This is a genomic window from Mycobacterium sp. ACS1612, assembly GCF_001667505.1.
Classification (GTDB): Bacteria; Actinomycetota; Actinomycetes; order Mycobacteriales; family Mycobacteriaceae; genus Mycobacterium.
In genome coordinates this window covers 136,848-153,618 of record NZ_LZHZ01000063.1, presented here as the reverse complement: position 1 = coordinate 153,618, position 16,771 = coordinate 136,848, and the positions used below count along the sequence as shown (strand labels likewise).

The window sequence follows — 16,771 nt, the reverse complement described above, 5'->3', positions numbered from 1 at the left end:
ACTATGAAGTGGCGTCGCTCACAGGAGGTCATCCGATGGCTGCTGCAGACGATGGGATCAGCCGCACCGCGCAATTGGATCCGAATCATCGCCAAGTACAAGTTCGGCGCGCCGCGATGGCAAGCGCGATCGGAACCACCATCGAGTGGTACGACTTCTTCCTCTACAACACCGCTGCCGCACTGGTGTTTCCGCACCTGTTCTTCCCCGAATCCAGCACGTACGCCGGCGCGATGCAGTCCTTCGCCACCTACTTCGTCGGGTTCGCCGCCCGGCCGATCGGCGCGGCCATCTTCGGACACTGGGGCGACCGGATCGGCCGCAAGACCACTTTGATCATCACGCTGCTGGTGATGGGCCTCGCGTCCGCCGTCATCGGCATCTTGCCCGGCACCGAAGCCATCGGGGTCGCCGCGCCGCTGCTGCTTGTCACGCTTCGTGTGCTGCAGGGCATTGCCGTGGGTGGCGAGTGGAGCGGTTCTGTGTTGCTGACGATGGAGTGGGGCGATCAGAAGCGGCGCGGTCTGCTCGGCAGTTTCGCTCAGGTCGGCGTCCCGGTCGGGCTGGTGTTGGGCACGGGCGGCATGACGCTGTTGTCCGCCACGATGTCGGACGAGGCGTTCAATTCCTGGGGCTGGCGAGTGCCGTTCCTGGCGAGCCTGGTGCTGGTCGCGGTGGGCCTGGTCATCCGGCTGAAGATCCTCGAGACCCCGATGTTCAGCAAGGTCCTGGACCAAGGCAAGACTGCGAGCACGCCGGTCGCGGAAGTGGTCCGCCGGCATTGGCGGGAGATCCTGCTTTCCGCGGGTCTGCGGTTCGCCGAGCAGATGCCCTTCTACCTCTTCACCACGTTCGTCTTGACCTACGTCGTGCAGCGCCACCACTACAGCAAGACGTTCGTGCTGACCGCGGTGCTCGTCGGCGCCACGGTCGAACTCGCGACGATCCCGTTCTTCTCGCATCTTTCGGATGCAATTGGCCGAAAACGGGTCTACCTGGCCGGGGCGGTTTTTGCGGGCCTCGGCGCGTTTCCGTATTTCATGGTGCTGACGCACGGCGGGCAGGTGTCGATCTTCCTCGCGGTCGTGCTGTCGATGGTGGTGCACTCGATGATGTATGGGCCGCAGGCAGCGCTGATCGGGGAAAGCTTCCCGACACATTTGCGCTACGGCGGCGCCGGACTCGGCTATCAACTGGCGTCGGTGTTCGCTGGCGGACCGGCCCCGCTGCTGGCCACGTGGCTTCTCCACGAAACCGGGACGCCCTACTCGATCTCGATCTACATCGTCGTCGCGGCCGTCATCACCGTGCTTTGTTGCGTGGCCCTGCCTGACCGTTCGCGTGTTGACATCGACGATGCGGCGATCTATGACCGGGTGCCCGCAGCGCGTTGACCTGCACCGAGGTGCGTGCGGCGATCGCGCCGCTAGAGGACGAGATCGCGACGGCCGGGCCCGTGTCGCTGCGCTCGGAACCCTGCTGGACGCGGTGGCGTTGGTATGTGAGTGACGTCCAAGTTGGGAATTGATACACCATCCCGCCGGACGCCGGTCGACCTCGCGAGCCGACTGCTCGACATCAAGCGGATCTATCACGAACCCGACATCGAGCGGTTTTCCCGCGCCCGCCAGGTCCTCGACCGGTTTCCCGGCGCGGAGCGCATCGAGGTGCCATCACATCAGGCGATTCCGGGGCTTTACGGCAACGAAGGCAACGTCGACGACTGGGTCCGCACCAAGCGGGAAGTGCTTGTGCTGGGCGAGAAGAAAAGTCTTTCCGCCCTCCGCAACGAGCGATCGAGCGACTGGATCGCCCCCTCGACAGCGAACGGATGCGCGATGGCGTGCTCGTACTGCTACGTGCCGCGGCGCAAGGGCTACGCCAACCCGATCACGGTGTTTGCCAACATCGACAAGATCAGCGGTTACCTCGAGCGGCACGTCGCCCGGCAGGGGGTCAAGCCGGAGCCGAACCAGTGTGACCCCACCGATTGGGTTTACGACATCGGTGAGAACAGCGATTGCTCGGCCGACGCCATGATTTCGGACAATGTGCGCGATCTCGTCGACCTGTTCGCGCGTTTACCGAACGCGAAAGCCAGCTTCGCCACCAAGCTCGTCAACCGCGACCTGCTCGACTACGAGCCCCGCGGCGGCACCAGGGTGCGGTTCAGCTTGATGCCGGAAGACACGTCACGCCTGGTCGACGTGCGCACCTCCAAGATCGCCGATCGGATCGCCGCGCTCGACGACTTCGTCGAGTCCGGCTACGAGGTGCACGTCAACTTCAGTCCGGTGATCGTCTACGAGAACTGGCTGGCCGACTGGGCCGAGCTGCTGCAGCAGATCGCCGACGGCACCTCCGAGCGCACCAAGCGGCAGTTGGCGGCCGAGGTGATCTTCCTTACCCACAATGAGGGCCTGCACGAGGTGAATCTGGGCTGGCACCCCAAGGCCGAGGACCTGCTCTGGCGGCCGGATCTGCAACAGCTCAAGCGCAGCCAGAGCGGCCAGTGGAACGTGCGGTACAAGAGCCCGTGGAAAGGCCGCTGGGTGCAGCAACTCACCGATCTGGTCGGCGACATCCTGCCCAGCTGCCGGATTCGCTACGCGTTCTGACGCCTCAGCTGACTTGTTGGACCGTTTCGAGTTCGAGTCCGGTGCTGCGCGGACCGAGCAGTCCGACGTCGAGGCAGAGTAGGACGATCAGCGCCGCCGACCCGGAGAACACGGCGACGGGCCCCAGCGTCACCAGCGCGGGCACGGCAATGAACGGCAGCACGGTCGAGGTGGCGCGGGACAGCGAGTAGCAGATGCCGCTGGCGGTGCTGCGAATCGCCGTCGGGAAGATCTCAGCCTGATAGATGTGAAACGCGTTGGAGAAGATGTTCGAAATGGCGGTGAGCAGGAATCCCGCCACCACGATCAGCACGACGTTCTCCGCCGCGGCAAACACTATGCCGCACACCGCGATTCCGAGTGCCGAATAGATGATCAAGAACTTGCGCTCGAACCGCTCGACCAGCGGCACCGAGAGCAGCGATCCCAGCGGATAGCCCGCGAACGTCAGCGCCGCGTAGCCGAGCGATTGCGTCACTTCAAAACCCTTGCTGACCAGCACAAGTGGGGCCAGGGTGCCGAAACCGTAATACGCCACCGTCTGCAGCACCTGAAAGTTCACCAGCATCACCGTGCGTTTGCGGTAATCCCGGAACGCGATTCGCAGCACGTCACGGACGGTGCGTGCATCGTCTTCGCCAAGGGCCGTGTCGGCCTGGCTCGGCGGCAATGCGGTGCCCGGTGCGACGTTGGCGACGATCGACGCGACCACCGCGCGTGCCTCGGCGTTGCGGCCGCGGCTTTCCAGCCACCGCGGAGACTCTGGCAGCATCGTCCGTATCGCCAGCACGAACACCGCACCCAGCGCGCCGAACACCAGCAGCCACCGCCACCCGTCGATGCCGAACAGGTGACGCTGCGCGACGAGCTTGCCCCCGAGCAGCGCCGCCAGGGGGACGCCGACGAACCCCAGCGTGTAAGCCCATGCCGTCATCCTGCCGCGGACTCTGGCGGGGACGAACTCGGCCAGATAAGTGTCGACGAGCACCAGTTCAGCACCGAGTCCGATGCCGGCGATAAAGCGCAGCACCAAAAACGTCTCGATATTCGGTGAGAACGCCGCCATCAGTGAAAACAGGGAATAGACAAGCAGATTGAGGATGAACACGCGACGGCGTCCGAGCCGGTCGGCGACGATCGACAACACGCTTGCGCCGACGAACATGCCGGCGAACCCGCTCGAGATCACCATCGCCTTGCCTGCGGTGCTGAGGTGGAACTCACCTGCCAGCACGGGTGCCAGCACGGCGCCGAGGAAGACCTCGTACAGGTCGAAGAAGGTGCCGAGCCCGACGATCACCACCAGACGCCAATGCCAGCGGGTGACGGGCAGCTGTTCCAACACCGACGTTGCCGCCCTCACTTCGGTACCGGTCACCGACTCCTCCTCGCCGCCCTGGCGCGGCGCTTCCCTTCGTGCATGGCCGCCACCCTGGCAACAGGAATCGTACGGCCGAACTCAATGAGGTGGTGCGGCAGGCGTTGTGGTGCAGGCATCGCGTCGGCCCACGGGTCGCGCCCGCAAAGCGCGTCGACCGCGGTGTGCAACGTGAAATCGGCGGGAGTGACAGCGTCGAGGTCCGCCCAGTCCACCGGGAAGGACACCGGTATGCCGGCGCCAAGACGCGGACTGTAGGCGGCGACGATGGTCGCACCGCCGGCCCGAGTCGAATCGACGAACACCTTCCCGTCGCGGTCCTCGACGATGAAAGCCGTTGTGGCGATGGCGGGATCGAGCGCCGCGGCCTGGGCGGCCAATGCACGGGTGGCCGCCGCCACCTCGTCGCCCGGCGCGCTGTCGTCGACTGGAACGAAGATGTGCAGTCCCTTCGCGCCGCTGGTCTTGACGGCACCGGCCAGCCCGTTGTCCGCCAGTGCTTGACGCACCAGCTTGGCGACAGCAACGACGGCACGAAAATCGTTGTCGCCAGGCGGATCCAGATCGAGCACCAGATGCGTCGGACGATAGATGTTGTCGGCCAGCCCCAGCGACGGGTGGTATTCGACGGCACGCTGGTTGGCCAGCCACAGCAAAGTGCGCCGATCGTTGCACAGCGGATAGTGCACTTCGCGTCTGGAGGCCTCAGCCCAGATCGAGACGGTCTTCACCCAATCGGGGGTGTACTTCGGCGTGTTCTTCTGCATGAACGGCGCCTGACCCCGCAACACCCGCATCACGGTGAGCGGTCGGTCGGCGAGGCCGGGCAGCATCCGATCGGCGACCGCATCCAGATAGTCGATCAGGTCACGCTTTGTCGCATTCGCCTCCGGGCTCAGCGGCTGATCGAGGTTGGTCAGCGCGACCCCGGCGCGCTGCTCTCCGCCGCTCATATTCCGACCCTATCCGCGTTTGGATTACGCGCGACTGGCTAACCCGGGGTGGACCGCCAACCATGAACGAGGATCCGAGGGGACATCAGTGACCGATTCCGGAAAGGCCGACCAGGCTCGCAAGGGCTTGATCGACTCGGTGAAAGGTAAGGCCAAGGAAGTTGTCGGCGCGGTTACCGGCAACGATTCGCTGACCGCCGAGGGCCAGCTGGAGCAGACCGAGGCGCAGCAGCGCAAGGAGGCCAGCAAGGCCGAGGCCATCGCCGACGCCGAGGCGCGTGAGGCGCGTGCTCAGGCGGCAGAAGCCAAGCGCGAAGGCGCCGCAGAGCGCAGCGCGGTGCACGCCGAAGCGGCGGCAGAGGAGACCGAGATCCGCGCGGATCGGGCCGCGCAGAAACAAGCCGCCGAGCAGGCCGCACATCAGGATCTGGTGAAGCAGCAGGCCGACGCCGAACGCGACGCACAGCAGCGGATCGAGCAGGCCAAGTCGGAGAAGCGTGAGGCGACCCAGGCCGCGGACGAGGAAGTCGCCGACGCGCTCGACGACCACCAAGACGCGGTGCGCGAGTCCGCCGAGGCGCGGGCAGAGGCGGACCGACTCAGGGCGCAAGCCGAGACGAGGAGTGACCGATGAGCATCACCGATATCCCGTTCGCTGTCCTCAAGATGCAATACCGACTGGCGCGCATACCGCTGCAATTGGTCGACGAGCGAGTGTTCCGCCGGATGGAATCCGACGCGCCGGCGCGGCTGTTCTTCGAACGCTCACTCGGCATGCTGGACATGACCGTCGGAAACGCGCTGCGCGTCCCGGAACTCGAACAGCGAGGCGCCGAACTGGTCGAACGCACTGACGCGCTACGGCAGGCAGCCAAACTCGACGAGGCCGCAAGCGAGAACATCAAGGCCGCCGGCGCCAACGTCAGGGCCAGCCGCGAGAAAGCAGCCCAAGAACGCGAACAGGCGCAGGCCGAGGAGGAGTCCGCCGCCAAGGACGCACGTGCGGCGGCTCAGAACCGCAAGCGCGCCGCGGTCGACAGCGCCGAAAAGCGCATCGCCACCGGCAACAAGCGGGCTGACGAGGCCGCAGCACAGCGTGAAGGCGCGGTCGAAGCGGCCAAACGCGAAGAAGACGCGATGATCCGGGCAGCCGAGCAAAGCGCAGTGGCGGCGGCCGGCGCGAAGCTCGACGACGCCCAGGACAAGCGTGTCACCGCGGCCGACAAGGTCACGAGCGCCGACCGGTTGGAGGAATTGGCCGACACCGAGAAGGAACGACGCCAAAGCTAACGATTATGTTGTGATTCGGCGTCGACGCTCGCGTAAAAACGCCCGCCGTGCTGTCATCGACAATCGATGACGTCTCCGAATGCGCGGACAGCGCGACTGGTCTTCGCCATGGCGGCAGGTGCGGCGTGTGCGGTGCTGTGCGGACCGCCGTCCGCAGCTGCCCCGTCGACCGACAGCCAGGGCTACGTCGACTCCACCGCGCGGTGCGCCTCGCCGAACACGGCAGTCCTCTACGGCAGCACCGATACCTCGCGCGTGGCGATCTGCAAGTCGCCGGCGGGCGGGTATGAATACCGGGGCGTGCGGGTGCGCGACGGCGCCAAGCTGATCCTGCCCGCCTCGCAGTCCGGTGACGGCTACGTCGTCGACAACGACGGCATCACCTACACCGTCACCGCGGAGTCGCTGGTGATCAGTTACGGCGACAACGTGATACGCAAAGAGCAGCTGGTGGACACCTACCGGGCGGACGCACCCGCAGGCCCCGGCCCCGGACCGGCGCCTGACACCCCCACACCGACGACGCCGTTGCCGCCACCGCTACCCGCCGAGGTGGGCGGCAACAAGCGGTAGCGGCAACAGGTCTACGAGGCCTGCTTGGTCGGCATGATCGTCAGCTGCTGGATGTTCACCCGCGCCGGCTGTGCGGCCAGGAAGTTGACGGCCTCTGCGACGTCGGCAGGCGCCAGCCAATCAATCTGACCCCTGGTGCTTTCCAGCCACTCCTGCGCCCCTGCGTCGGTCACGTGGCTTTGCAGCTCGGTTTCCACAATGCCCGGCTCGATGGCCGAGACGCGGACGTTCTTGGCGCCGAGTTCGGCACGCAGGGTGCGCGACATGTGGGTGACGTACGCCTTGGTGCCCGAGTACACCGCGAAGTTCGGGAAGATGTTCTGCGCGGCGATCGACGACGTGTTGATCAGATCAGCGACGCCCTTCTCACCGGCCGCTGCGATCAGCTGCGGCACGAACGCGGCGATCGCGTTCATCAACCCGCCGACGTTGATGTCGATCTGGCGCTGCCACTGTTCGACCGGCAGCTCGTCGACGGGGGCCGGCAGCATGACGCCTGCGTTGTTGAAAAGCAGGTCCACGGTGCCCAATTCGTTCGCGATCCGGTTGGCTGCAGCGCGCATCGCATCGGCGTCGGTCACGTCGGCGGCGATGGCGAGCGCCGTCCCGCCGGATTCCTCGATCTCGTTGACGAGCTTCTCCAAACGGTCGGCGCGCCGCGCGAGCACGGCGACCTTCGCACCGGATGCGGCGAGCCGCTTCGCGGCGGCTGCACCGATGCCACTGGACGCACCGGCCACCACGGCGACGCGGCCTGCCAGCGGAGCTGCGGTGTCGATCGGACTGGTCATCTGTGCACTCTCCTTGTTGTGTCGATAGCGGCGGTGGTGCCGCGTATCCGAGACAACAAGGGAGAACCGGTCCACGACGTCCCGAAATCGGGCCGCACTCAACCTAGGTCCACCAGACCTACGTTTACCGGGCGCGAAGCCGATCCCGCCCTCAGACTGGGGATGTGGAGCAGAACGCGGAACTCAGGGAGTTCCTGCGCACCCGACGTGCGCGTCTGAGCGTCGACGATGTCGAGATCGGCGGCACTGGGCGCACCCGTCGGGTGCCCGGACTCAGGCGCGAGGAGGTCGCCCAACTGGCCGGAGTGAGCGTCGACTACTACAGCCGGATGGAGCAGGGCCGCCACCTCAATGTCTCCGACGAGGTGCTCGACGCCGTGGCCCGCGCGCTGCGACTGGACGCTACCGAACGCGCCTACCTGTTCCAGATCGCACGCAGGAATCGTCGCGCCCGTCGCCGCCCGCCTGCGCCTGCGCAGCGGGTTCGGCCGGGAGTGCGGCGCATCCTCGAGACACTGGACGACGTCACACCCGCGTTCGTGTTCGGACGGCGGATGGACGTGCTCGCCGCCAATCGGCTGGCTCGCGCGTTGATGGCCGACTTCGATGCGATGCCACCGCGCGACCGAAACCTGTTGCGGTACACGTTCCTTGACGAATCCACCCGCGAACTGTTCGTCGACTGGGAAGAGGTGGCACGCGACAACGTCGCGATCCTGCGCCTCGACGCCGGACGCCACCCCGACGATCCGCAGCTTGTCGAGTTGGTGGGTGAACTGTCGGTCAAGAGCCGCGAGTTCCGTCGGTGGTGGGCCGATCACAACGTGCGCGAGCGCACGCACGGAATCAAGCGATACCATCATCCCGTCGTCGGTGATCTGACCGTGAACTACGAATCCGTTGCGGTGCCTGGTGATCCCGATCAGACGTTGTGCATCTACACCGCGGACGCCGGTTCACCGTCGGAGACGGCGGTGCAGTTGCTCGCCAACTGGAAAGTCACAACCCGATGAGGGTTTCGATCCACCCGCGCGCGAAATACAGGACGAAGCCGGCCGCCACCACCCACAGCAGTGGGCTGATCTCACGGGCCTTGCCCGCTGCGGAGCGCAGCACCACCCATGCGATGAAGCCGACGCCGATACCGTTGGCGATCGAGTAGGAGAACGGCATCACCGCGACGGTGAGGACCACCGGCACCGCCACCGAAAACTCGGAGATGTCGATGTGACGCAACTGCGACATCATCATCACGCCGACGATGACCAGCGCCGCCGCCGCCACCTCCGTCGGCACGATCGACGCCAACGGTGAGACGAACATGGCGGCCAGAAACAGCACGCCCGTAACAAGACTCGCCAACCCCGTGCGCGCGCCTTCCTCGATGCCCGCACCCGATTCGATGAACACGGTGTTGGACGATGACGACGTCGCACCGCCCACGACCGCACCCGCGCCCTCGACGATCAGCGCCGACCGCAGCCGAGGGAAGGTGCCTTGCGCGTCGGCCAGGTTCGCCTCGCGCGCCAATCCGGTGAACGTGCCCATGGCGTCGAAGAAGTTCGCGAACACCAGTGTGAAGACCAGCATGACCGCGGCCAGCACGCCGATGCGCCCGAAGCTGCCGAAGCTGAAGTCGCCTGCGAGCGACAAATCGGGAAGCGCGAACGGCGAACCCGACAGCGTCGGCACCGAAAGGCTCCAACCGCCGGGATGCTCGGTCGCCGAGCCGAGGTGCCAGATCGCCTCGATCGCAACCGCGAGCAGCGTGCCGATCACGAGTCCGATCAGGATTCCGCCGCGCACCCGACGCACGACGAGGATGGCGGTGACCAGCAGGGTGAAAACGAAAACGACCGCGGGCACAGTGTTGATCGAGCCGACGCCGCCGTGGCCGAGACCGACGGGCGGTGACGGTTGTCCGGTGGCGCCGATGAAGCCGGCGTCGACCAGCCCGATGAACAGGATGAACAAGCCGATACCTGCCGTGATCGCGAGCTTGAGTTGCAGGGGCACCGCGTCGAAGACCAGCCTGCGCAGGCCGGTGGCCGCAAGCAGCACGATGATCAGCCCGTCGATGACCACCAGGCCCATCGCCTCGGCCCACGTCACCGAGCCCACCACGGTCGTCGCCAGGAACGAATTGATCCCGAGGCCCGCGGCGAACGCGAACGGCAACCGCGCGATGACGCCGAACAGGATTGTCATGACGCCGGCCGCCAGCGACGTCATCGCCGAAACCTCGGCGAATTGCAGTTTCTGGCCGGTGACGTCCGGCGCACTGGACAGGATGATCGGGTTCAACACGATGATGTAGGCCATCGCGATGAAGGTGACGACCCCGCCGCGTAGTTCCGCAGCAACCGTCGACTGTCGTTCCGATATCTCGAAGAACCGGTCCACGGGCTTGACCCTAAGGCCAGCTCAGCGAGGACGGGTCGGCGGGTTACCGGCGGTGCTCAGGCAGCATCGGACTCCTCGTCATCCGAACCGTCGGCATTGTCGGATGGTTTCGGTGTGTCGTCCCGACGCGCTTGCGTGGCCCCTTACTTCGGCGTTGATGTGCGGCCGTTGCTGAGCGTCGCGCCGGTGCGGGTTCGGGATCTTTCTTGGAATCCCATGTGACGGAGAAGGTTTGAACTTCCGTTGGCTTCGTGTTGGCCACGGCCGCGAGGCGGGCTGGCCGCTCGCGATCGACGTCAGTGCGGCGAAGACCGGACTGCGTCGGTCAATCGAGCAGGAACCCGACCAGCACCTTGCTCATTGCCGGGATCGCATCGCGTCGAATGACTTCGTAGCCGTGCGTGCTCAACGTGGGAAGACACAGCAATCCGGCTCGCGCGGTCAAACCGCTGGCTTTTGCGTGCGAGGCATCGGATTCGAAAGCGCCGAGCACAGCAGGCTGCGGCCTCAAGTCCAAATCCGTTGCCACAGACAGTAATTTGTCGGCGACATCCTTGTCGTACACGCACTGCGCATCGCTGTAGCCGACGATCGGTCCGCAGCCGACACTCGTGCCGTATTCCGCCTCGGTCGGACCGACCTCGAGCGCGAGCGTCAGATCGCCGGGCAGCGTCCGACTGGCATACAGCCCGCCGATGCCGCCGATCTCTTCATCGGTGGTGAAGACCAGGTAGACGTCGCAGGTTGGGCGCCTTCCCGTGTCCCGCATCCGCCGAGCGGCGTCGAGCAGGGCGACGATCGCCGCGCGGTCGTCCATGAAGTAGCAGCCGAGGTAGTCGCCGAACTCGACGAGTGTTCTCTTGCTGCTGTCCACGCAAACTCGCGTGCCCGGGCGTATCCCGGCGCGCGACAACTCGTCTGTGGTGCGGCCCGTGAAGACGTAGACGTGCGTCCAGTCCAGCGCCTTGTCGCCACCGTCGGGTTTGGTCTCCCAGATCTGCTGACTCTCACTGGTCGTGTGCTCCGAGCCGAGCGTCAGCACTCCGCACAGCGTCTCCCGGTCGCCGAGCATGGCGACCGGACCGAGGCCGAAGTTGCCGGGATACATCGTCCCCAACTGCGTGAGGTGCAGCGTGCCGTCCGATTCGACGCGTTTGACCAGCATCGACAACTCGTCCATGTGGGCCATCACCCGGATCGGCTGCCCGTTGCCGCTGCCCTGGATCAGGCCGACCAGATTTCCCGCCTCGTCGACATGGGTCTCGTCGACGAGCGTGGTGAGTTCGCGCCTGCACACGTCGCGAACCGCATCCTCTTGTCCGCACGGGCCGTAGGTGAACAGCAGTTCCTGCAACAGGTCGCGGGAGAACTCTTGATCAGTCACCACGGTTACCTACCCGGGGCCGCCGTGAGGCACTCCACAGAACTGGGACTTACCGAGGGGTAAGTATCAGTGTACGGTTGTTCACCGAATCAGAAAGGACGGTTGGGCGTGTCGTTTTCTCTTGAACTGTCTGAGGACGTCATCCAGATCAGGGACTGGGTGCATGAGTTCGCCGCCGACGTCGTGCGCCCTGCCGCCGCCGAGTGGGATGAACGTGAAGAAACCCCGTGGCCGATCATCCAGGAGGCGGCCAAGATCGGGCTGTACTCCATGGAACTGTTCGCCACCCAAGCCGCCGAACCGACCGGCCTCGGGATGCTGACCGTATTCGAGGAACTGTTCTGGGGTGACGCCGGCATTGCGCTGTCGATTCTTGGCACCGGACTGGCCGCCGCGTCGCTGTCCGCCAACGGCACACCCGAACAGCTCGGCGAATGGCTGCCGCAGATGTTCGGCACGCCCGACGAACCCCTGCTCGCGTCGTTCTGTTCCTCAGAACCCGCCGCGGGTTCCGATGTGGGCGCGATTCTGACCCGTGCCCGCTATGACGAAGCCAACGACGAGTGGGTGCTCAACGGTGTGAAGACGTGGGCCACCAACGGCGGAATTGCCAACGTGCACATCGTCGTTGCGTCGGTCCATCCCGATCTGGGCAGCCGCGGACAGGCCACCTTCATCATCCCGCCCAACACCCCGGGCTTCAAACAGGGACAGAAGTTCAGCAAGCATGGGATCCGCGCCTCGCACACCGCCGAGGTGATCCTCGAAGATGTCCGCATCCCCGGTCGGTTGATCGTCGGCGGCAAGGAGAAGTTCGACGAGCGCATCGCCCGCAGCCGCGAAGGCCAAAGCGGGGCAGCCCAAGCCGCGATGAAAACGTTCGAACGCACCCGGCCCGCAGTCGGCGCGATGGCCCTCGGGGTGGCCAGGGCCGCCTACGAATACGCGTTGGAGTATGCGCAGCAGCGAGAACAGTTCGGCCGCAAGATCGGTGACTTCCAGGCGATCGCGTTCAAGCTGGCCGATATGAAGACCCGCATCGACGCGTCGCGGATGCTGGTGTGGCGCGCGGGTTGGATGGCTCGTAACAACAAGCCGTTCGTCAACGCCGAAGGGTCGATGGCCAAACTGGTGGCCAGTGAAACCGCCGTCTACGTAACCGATGAGGCCATCCAGATCCTGGGCGGTAACGGCTACACCCGTGACTATCCGGTGGAGCGCATGCACAGGGACGCCAAGATCTTCACGATCTTCGAAGGCACCAGTGAGATCCAGCGACTGGTCATGGGTCGCGCGATCACCGGACTGCCCATCCGGTAGCTGCTAGCCCGTCGCGGTGAACGAGAACACCAGGACGAGGAACGCGGCGATCAGCAGCAACCAGGCGACGACCGGGACCACAACCCCGCGACGGTGCCGCGCCGTGAAGAAAGACAACGCCACTGCGGCGACGGCGACGACGGGTGCGCCGTACTGGATGAGTGTGAAACCCAGCTCGCCTGGACCCTGTCGCGGGCACGGTTGGTGGTTGCACCCTGCGGTGCCGAGCACCTGCATATAGAGGAACACCACGATGACGATGGCGCCCGGCACGGTCGCCAACGCCAGAATCCAATTGCCGGTACGCCCCACAACCGCCGCTTACCCGACGGCGGTAGGCCTCAAACCGCGCGAATCCCGATGGGAATCAACAGGTCAGCGAGCCGTGATAGCCAATGGCCGCGAACGCGGCTTGTGACGACCGTGCACCAGGTAGGCCAGCCACCGAATATCGAGTATCACTGTGCGTGGTCCCTGTCTCTAAGCGCTCTTCGTGAGAAGCGGAAGGAGCCGACGGCGTTCAGCCATGGCGTCGGCGAAGTTGTGTAGCGCGTCGGCAACCGACTCCACCGTCGGAAGTTCAACGCGAGCGTCGAAGGAGTGGACCGCTCGGCTGACCGGTTGGCTGGCGATCAGCGACCACTCGACCCCTGCGGCGGTGCAGGCATCGTCAAGCTCGGACAGCAACGAAATGATGTGCGAAGTCGCCGAACTCACGCCGCTCAGATCCAGCACCATCGGCTTCTCCTTGAGGACGAAGCGCTTGGTGTACTGGCTGACCTTGTCGAGGTTCACATCGTTGAGATCCCCGGTGACAGTGACCACCGTGGCCAACTGGCGGCTGCACGCCCGCACCTGGGCGCCGTCGTATTGGATTGCCGGATTGCCGTACATCTGGCGCCTCCCCTCGTTTCCTTAACTGGTTACGAAGTTACGGAGCCGATATAAGGCAACGGGGAGTAACGGCTAATACTTTATTAAGAACCGATTTTGGGTCGGTCAGCAAACCAGTCAGTCGCGCATTTTCTGCGGGCCGGAATAGTTCTCCCAGGGGGAGTAGTCGGCGAGCAGGGGCCCCTGCGGCGGCCGCTGCTTTTCTGGCACATGCTGCAGATTGATCCGGATCCGGTACCAGATGGAACTAGGCCCCCGCATGCCGTCGACCAAAACATCTGCCGGCTTGAGCATTTCGGCTACCGACGGGTAACGCGCGCGCCACTGGTCGAGCGCGGCCATCGCCTCGTCCTTGGTCTTGGTGCGGGCGATCTCGATCAGCGGCATCACCGATTGACGCCTGCCCGTCGGATTCTGTGCGGTTTTGCGGGCCCCACGCGGTGCCTTCTCCGCTGGCCCCAACCGGTCGGCGAGGTCGAGCAACGCGTCCAGGGTGCCGGCGTGGTCATCCATGCTTTCCCACGGATCGCCGATTTCCTCGAAACGTTTCGGCACGGTCGCAATCGTGAAGTTCGCCGGATCGCAGTCCGCTACCTCGTTCCAGAACAGCGGGGTGGACACCCTGGCGTCAGGGGTGGCCCGGACGGAGTACGCGGACGCGACGGTGCGGTCGAAGGCGTTCTGGTTGAAGTCGACGAACACCTCTTCGCCGCGCTCCTCTTTCCACCACCGCGCCGTCGCCTGTCCCGGCGCTCTGCGTTCCACCTCGCGCGCCACCGCTTGGGCCGCCAATCGGACGAACTTGAAGGGCCAGCGCCGCTCGATGCGGGCGTAGATGTGAAATCCGCGGGAGCCGGACGTCTTCGGCCACGCCGTGAGGCCGTGCTCTTCGAGCACCTCGCGGGCGACCATGGCCACGTCGACGATCTGACGCCAAGCCACGCCGGGCATCGGATCCAAGTCGACACGCAACTCGTCGGGATGAGCCAGGTCGTCGGCGCGCACCGGGTGCGGGTTGAGGTCGACACACCCCATGTTGATCGCCCACGCCAGGCCTGCGGCGTCGCGGATGACGGCTTCCTTCGCCGACGTGCCGGACGCGTACTTCAATTCGGCCACATCGACGAAATCCGGCCGCTTCTCCGGGGCCCGCTTCTGGAACACCGCTTCCTCGGTGATGCCCTTGACGAACCGCTTCAGAACCATCGGCCGGTCGCGCACACCGCGCAGCGCACCCCCGGCGACGGCGAGGTAGTAGGTGACCAGGTCGAGTTTTGTGATTTCGATATCCGGGAAAACGACCTTGTCAGGGTGGGTTATCGCGACCTGCCGACCGTCCACGTCCAGCGACATGGGAGAGGCCATATCGTCATGGTAATTTCCCGGTCGCGCTGAGACGCCCGTCATTAGTGTGGGGTCATGCCTAAGCTCACTGATCTTCCGTCGCAGGCAGTAGCCAAAGCGCAGCAGCTCGTCGAGCGCGGCTCAGCAGAGCTGCATTACGCGTACAAGATGTTGGAGGCGGGCGCCTTCAAGCTCGAGCCGCCGCAGAACGTCGCCGCCATGATCGCCGACATCCGGCGGTGGGGCGAGTTCGGGATGATCCCCGCGCTCAACGCGCGCCGCACCCCGAACCGGACCGCGATCATCGACGACTTCGGCGAGATCACTTTCAAAGAACTCGACGACGCTGCCCACGCAGTGGCCAACGGGTTGTCGAAGAAGGGCGTCAAGGGCGGCGACGGGGTGGCGATCCTGGCGCGCAACCACCGCTGGTTCTTGACCGCGGTGTACGGCTGCGCCAGGGCGGGTGCCCGCATCATCCTGCTGAACAGCGAGTTCTCCGGGCCGCAGATCAAAGAGGTCGCGGAGCGCGAGGACGCCAAGCTGATCATCTACGACGACGAGTACTTCGACGCGGTGTCGAAGGCCGAGCCGGAGTTGGGCAAGCTGCGGGCGTTGGGTGTCAACCCCGACAAGGAGGACTCGGCGAGCACCGACGAGACGCTCGAGGACCTTGTCGCGCGCAGTTCGGGCAAGCCGGCGCCGAAGGTGACCAAGCATTCGTCGATCATCATTCTGACCAGTGGCACCACCGGAACTCCCAAGGGCGCCAACAGAAGTACGCCGCCGACGCTCGCTCCGATCGGTGGCGTGCTGTCCCACGTGCCGTTCAAATCCGGTGAGGTGACGGCTCTTCCGGCGCCGATGTTCCATGCGCTCGGCTATCTGCATGCGACCATCGCGATGATGCTCGGCACCACGTTGGTGTTGCGGCGGAAGTTCAAACCGGCGACGGTGCTCGAGGACATCGAGAAGCACAACGTGACCGCGGTGGTCGTGGTGCCGGTCATGTTGTCGCGCATACTCGATGCGCTCGACGCGATGGAGCGCAAGCCGAACCTGTCGTCGCTGCGGATCGTGTTCGTGTCCGGGTCGCAGTTGGGTGCCGAACTGGCGCAGCGCGCGCTGAAAGATCTCGGCCCGGTGATCTACAACCTGTACGGGTCGACGGAGATCGCGTTCGCCACCATCGCACGGCCGAAGGATCTGTCGATCAATCCCGCCACCGTCGGGCCTGTGGTCAAGGGGGTGAAGGTCAAGATCCTCGACGACAACGGCAACGACGTCCCCCAAGGGGAGGTGGGCCGGATCTTCGTCGGCAACTTCTTCCCCTTCGAGGGCTACACCGGCGGCGGCCACAAGCAGATCATCGACGGCCTGATGTCCTCGGGCGACGTCGGTTATTTCGATGAGAACGGTCTGCTGTACGTCAGCGGCCGCGACGACGAGATGATCGTGTCGGGCGGCGAGAATGTATTCCCCGCCGAGGTCGAAGACCTGATCAGCGGCCACCCGGACGTGGTGGAAGCCACCGCCCTCGGCGTCGAGGACAAGGAGTGGGGCCACCGACTGCGGGCGTTCGTCGTCAAGAGCGACGGCGCCAGCATCGGCGAGGACGACATCAAGACCTACGTGCGCGAGCATCTCGCCCGGTACAAGGTGCCGCGCGAGGTGATCTTCCTCGACGAACTGCCGCGCAATCCGACGGGCAAGGTGCTGAAGCGCGAGTTGCGGGAAATGGCCATCGACGGGGCCGACGATAAGGCAGGTGTCGGCGGGGCCGACGATAAGGCAGGAGCGGAATAGTCCGCCGCGCCCGGTGG

The 16,771-nt window shown here is 65.2% G+C and carries 16 protein-coding genes; 8 read left to right on the top strand and 8 right to left on the bottom strand.

The annotated features are described in order from the left end of the window. Positions 1-35 precede the first annotated feature (35 nt). Positions 36-1,394: an MFS transporter gene (locus tag A5724_RS26035; RefSeq protein WP_067809106.1), complete on the top strand. Its 1,359-nt coding sequence runs from the start codon at positions 36-38 to the stop codon at positions 1,392-1,394. 111 nt (positions 1,395-1,505) lie between these two features. Then, positions 1,506-2,618 carry a spore photoproduct lyase family protein gene (locus A5724_RS26030; protein ID WP_082965276.1) on the top strand — a complete coding sequence of 371 codons (1,113 nt, stop codon included), beginning with the start codon at positions 1,506-1,508 and terminating at the stop codon, positions 2,616-2,618. A 4-nt stretch (positions 2,619-2,622) separates the two neighbouring features. On the opposite strand, the gene A5724_RS26025 is transcribed toward A5724_RS26030, so the two are convergent. Together A5724_RS26025 and A5724_RS26020 are read right to left on the bottom strand one after the other, a co-directional pair. Beyond that, complete coding sequence (locus A5724_RS26025; protein ID WP_067809104.1) at positions 2,623-3,996, bottom strand: MFS transporter; 1,374 nt, start codon at positions 3,994-3,996, stop codon at positions 2,623-2,625. Next, entirely contained in the window at positions 3,993-4,949 is a 957-nt protein-coding gene (locus A5724_RS26020; RefSeq protein ID WP_067809102.1) for a DNA polymerase domain-containing protein, read from the bottom strand. The genes A5724_RS26025 and A5724_RS26020 overlap by 4 nt, the downstream gene beginning before the upstream one ends. A gap of 88 nt (positions 4,950-5,037) precedes the next feature. Between A5724_RS26020 and A5724_RS26015 the strand changes: the two genes are divergently transcribed. From A5724_RS26015 to A5724_RS26005, 3 genes are all read left to right on the top strand, one after another. Continuing rightward, entirely contained in the window at positions 5,038-5,583 is a 546-nt protein-coding gene (locus A5724_RS26015) for a CsbD family protein (RefSeq protein WP_067809101.1), read from the top strand. Continuing rightward, on the top strand, positions 5,580-6,239 hold the full coding sequence (locus A5724_RS26010) for an IF2 family translation initiation factor (protein WP_067809099.1): 660 nt from the start codon (positions 5,580-5,582) through the stop codon (positions 6,237-6,239). The genes A5724_RS26015 and A5724_RS26010 overlap by 4 nt, the downstream gene beginning before the upstream one ends. Before the next feature lie 66 nt (positions 6,240-6,305). After that, positions 6,306-6,812 (top strand): hypothetical protein, encoded by a 507-nt coding sequence (locus A5724_RS26005; RefSeq protein ID WP_067809097.1) that lies wholly within the window; start codon positions 6,306-6,308, stop codon positions 6,810-6,812. An 11-nt stretch (positions 6,813-6,823) separates the two neighbouring features. Here A5724_RS26005 and A5724_RS26000 read toward each other — a convergent pair whose 3' ends face one another. Continuing rightward, entirely contained in the window at positions 6,824-7,603 is a 780-nt protein-coding gene (locus tag A5724_RS26000) for an SDR family oxidoreductase (protein WP_067809092.1), read from the bottom strand. A gap of 164 nt (positions 7,604-7,767) precedes the next feature. On the opposite strand from A5724_RS26000, the gene A5724_RS25995 reads away from it, so the two are divergent. After that, positions 7,768-8,616 (top strand): helix-turn-helix transcriptional regulator, encoded by an 849-nt coding sequence (locus tag A5724_RS25995; RefSeq protein ID WP_067809090.1) that lies wholly within the window; start codon positions 7,768-7,770, stop codon positions 8,614-8,616. Here A5724_RS25995 and A5724_RS25990 read toward each other — a convergent pair. Together A5724_RS25990 and A5724_RS25985 are read right to left on the bottom strand one after the other, a co-directional pair. Then, complete coding sequence (locus A5724_RS25990) at positions 8,603-10,006, bottom strand: NCS2 family permease (protein ID WP_067809088.1); 1,404 nt, start codon at positions 10,004-10,006, stop codon at positions 8,603-8,605. The two genes, A5724_RS25995 and A5724_RS25990, sit on opposite strands and share 14 nt — an antisense overlap. Before the next feature lie 325 nt (positions 10,007-10,331). Next, entirely contained in the window at positions 10,332-11,390 is a 1,059-nt protein-coding gene (locus tag A5724_RS25985; RefSeq protein WP_067809520.1) for a M42 family metallopeptidase, read from the bottom strand. A gap of 108 nt (positions 11,391-11,498) precedes the next feature. Here A5724_RS25985 and A5724_RS25980 point away from each other — a divergent pair, with 108 nt between their 5' ends. Continuing rightward, on the top strand, positions 11,499-12,710 hold the full coding sequence (locus tag A5724_RS25980) for an acyl-CoA dehydrogenase family protein (protein ID WP_067809087.1): 1,212 nt from the start codon (positions 11,499-11,501) through the stop codon (positions 12,708-12,710). Positions 12,711-12,713: 3 nt separating this feature from the next. Here the strand turns inward: A5724_RS25980 and A5724_RS25975 are convergent, their stop codons facing one another. The 3 genes from A5724_RS25975 to ligD all read right to left on the bottom strand — a co-directional run bounded on the left by A5724_RS25975 (position 12,714) and on the right by ligD (position 14,969). After that, positions 12,714-13,022 (bottom strand): hypothetical protein, encoded by a 309-nt coding sequence (locus tag A5724_RS25975; protein WP_067809085.1) that lies wholly within the window; start codon positions 13,020-13,022, stop codon positions 12,714-12,716. A 168-nt stretch (positions 13,023-13,190) separates the two neighbouring features. Then, positions 13,191-13,604 carry an STAS domain-containing protein gene (locus A5724_RS25970; protein ID WP_067809083.1) on the bottom strand — a complete coding sequence of 138 codons (414 nt, stop codon included), beginning with the start codon at positions 13,602-13,604 and terminating at the stop codon, positions 13,191-13,193. A gap of 117 nt (positions 13,605-13,721) precedes the next feature. After that, positions 13,722-14,969: a non-homologous end-joining DNA ligase gene (ligD, locus tag A5724_RS25965; RefSeq protein ID WP_067809081.1), complete on the bottom strand. Its 1,248-nt coding sequence runs from the start codon at positions 14,967-14,969 to the stop codon at positions 13,722-13,724. A gap of 54 nt (positions 14,970-15,023) precedes the next feature. Between ligD and fadD2 the strand changes: the two genes are divergently transcribed. Then, positions 15,024-16,754: a long-chain-fatty-acid--CoA ligase FadD2 gene (gene fadD2 / locus A5724_RS25960; protein WP_067809079.1), complete on the top strand. Its 1,731-nt coding sequence runs from the start codon at positions 15,024-15,026 to the stop codon at positions 16,752-16,754. Positions 16,755-16,771: the final 17 nt, after the last annotated feature.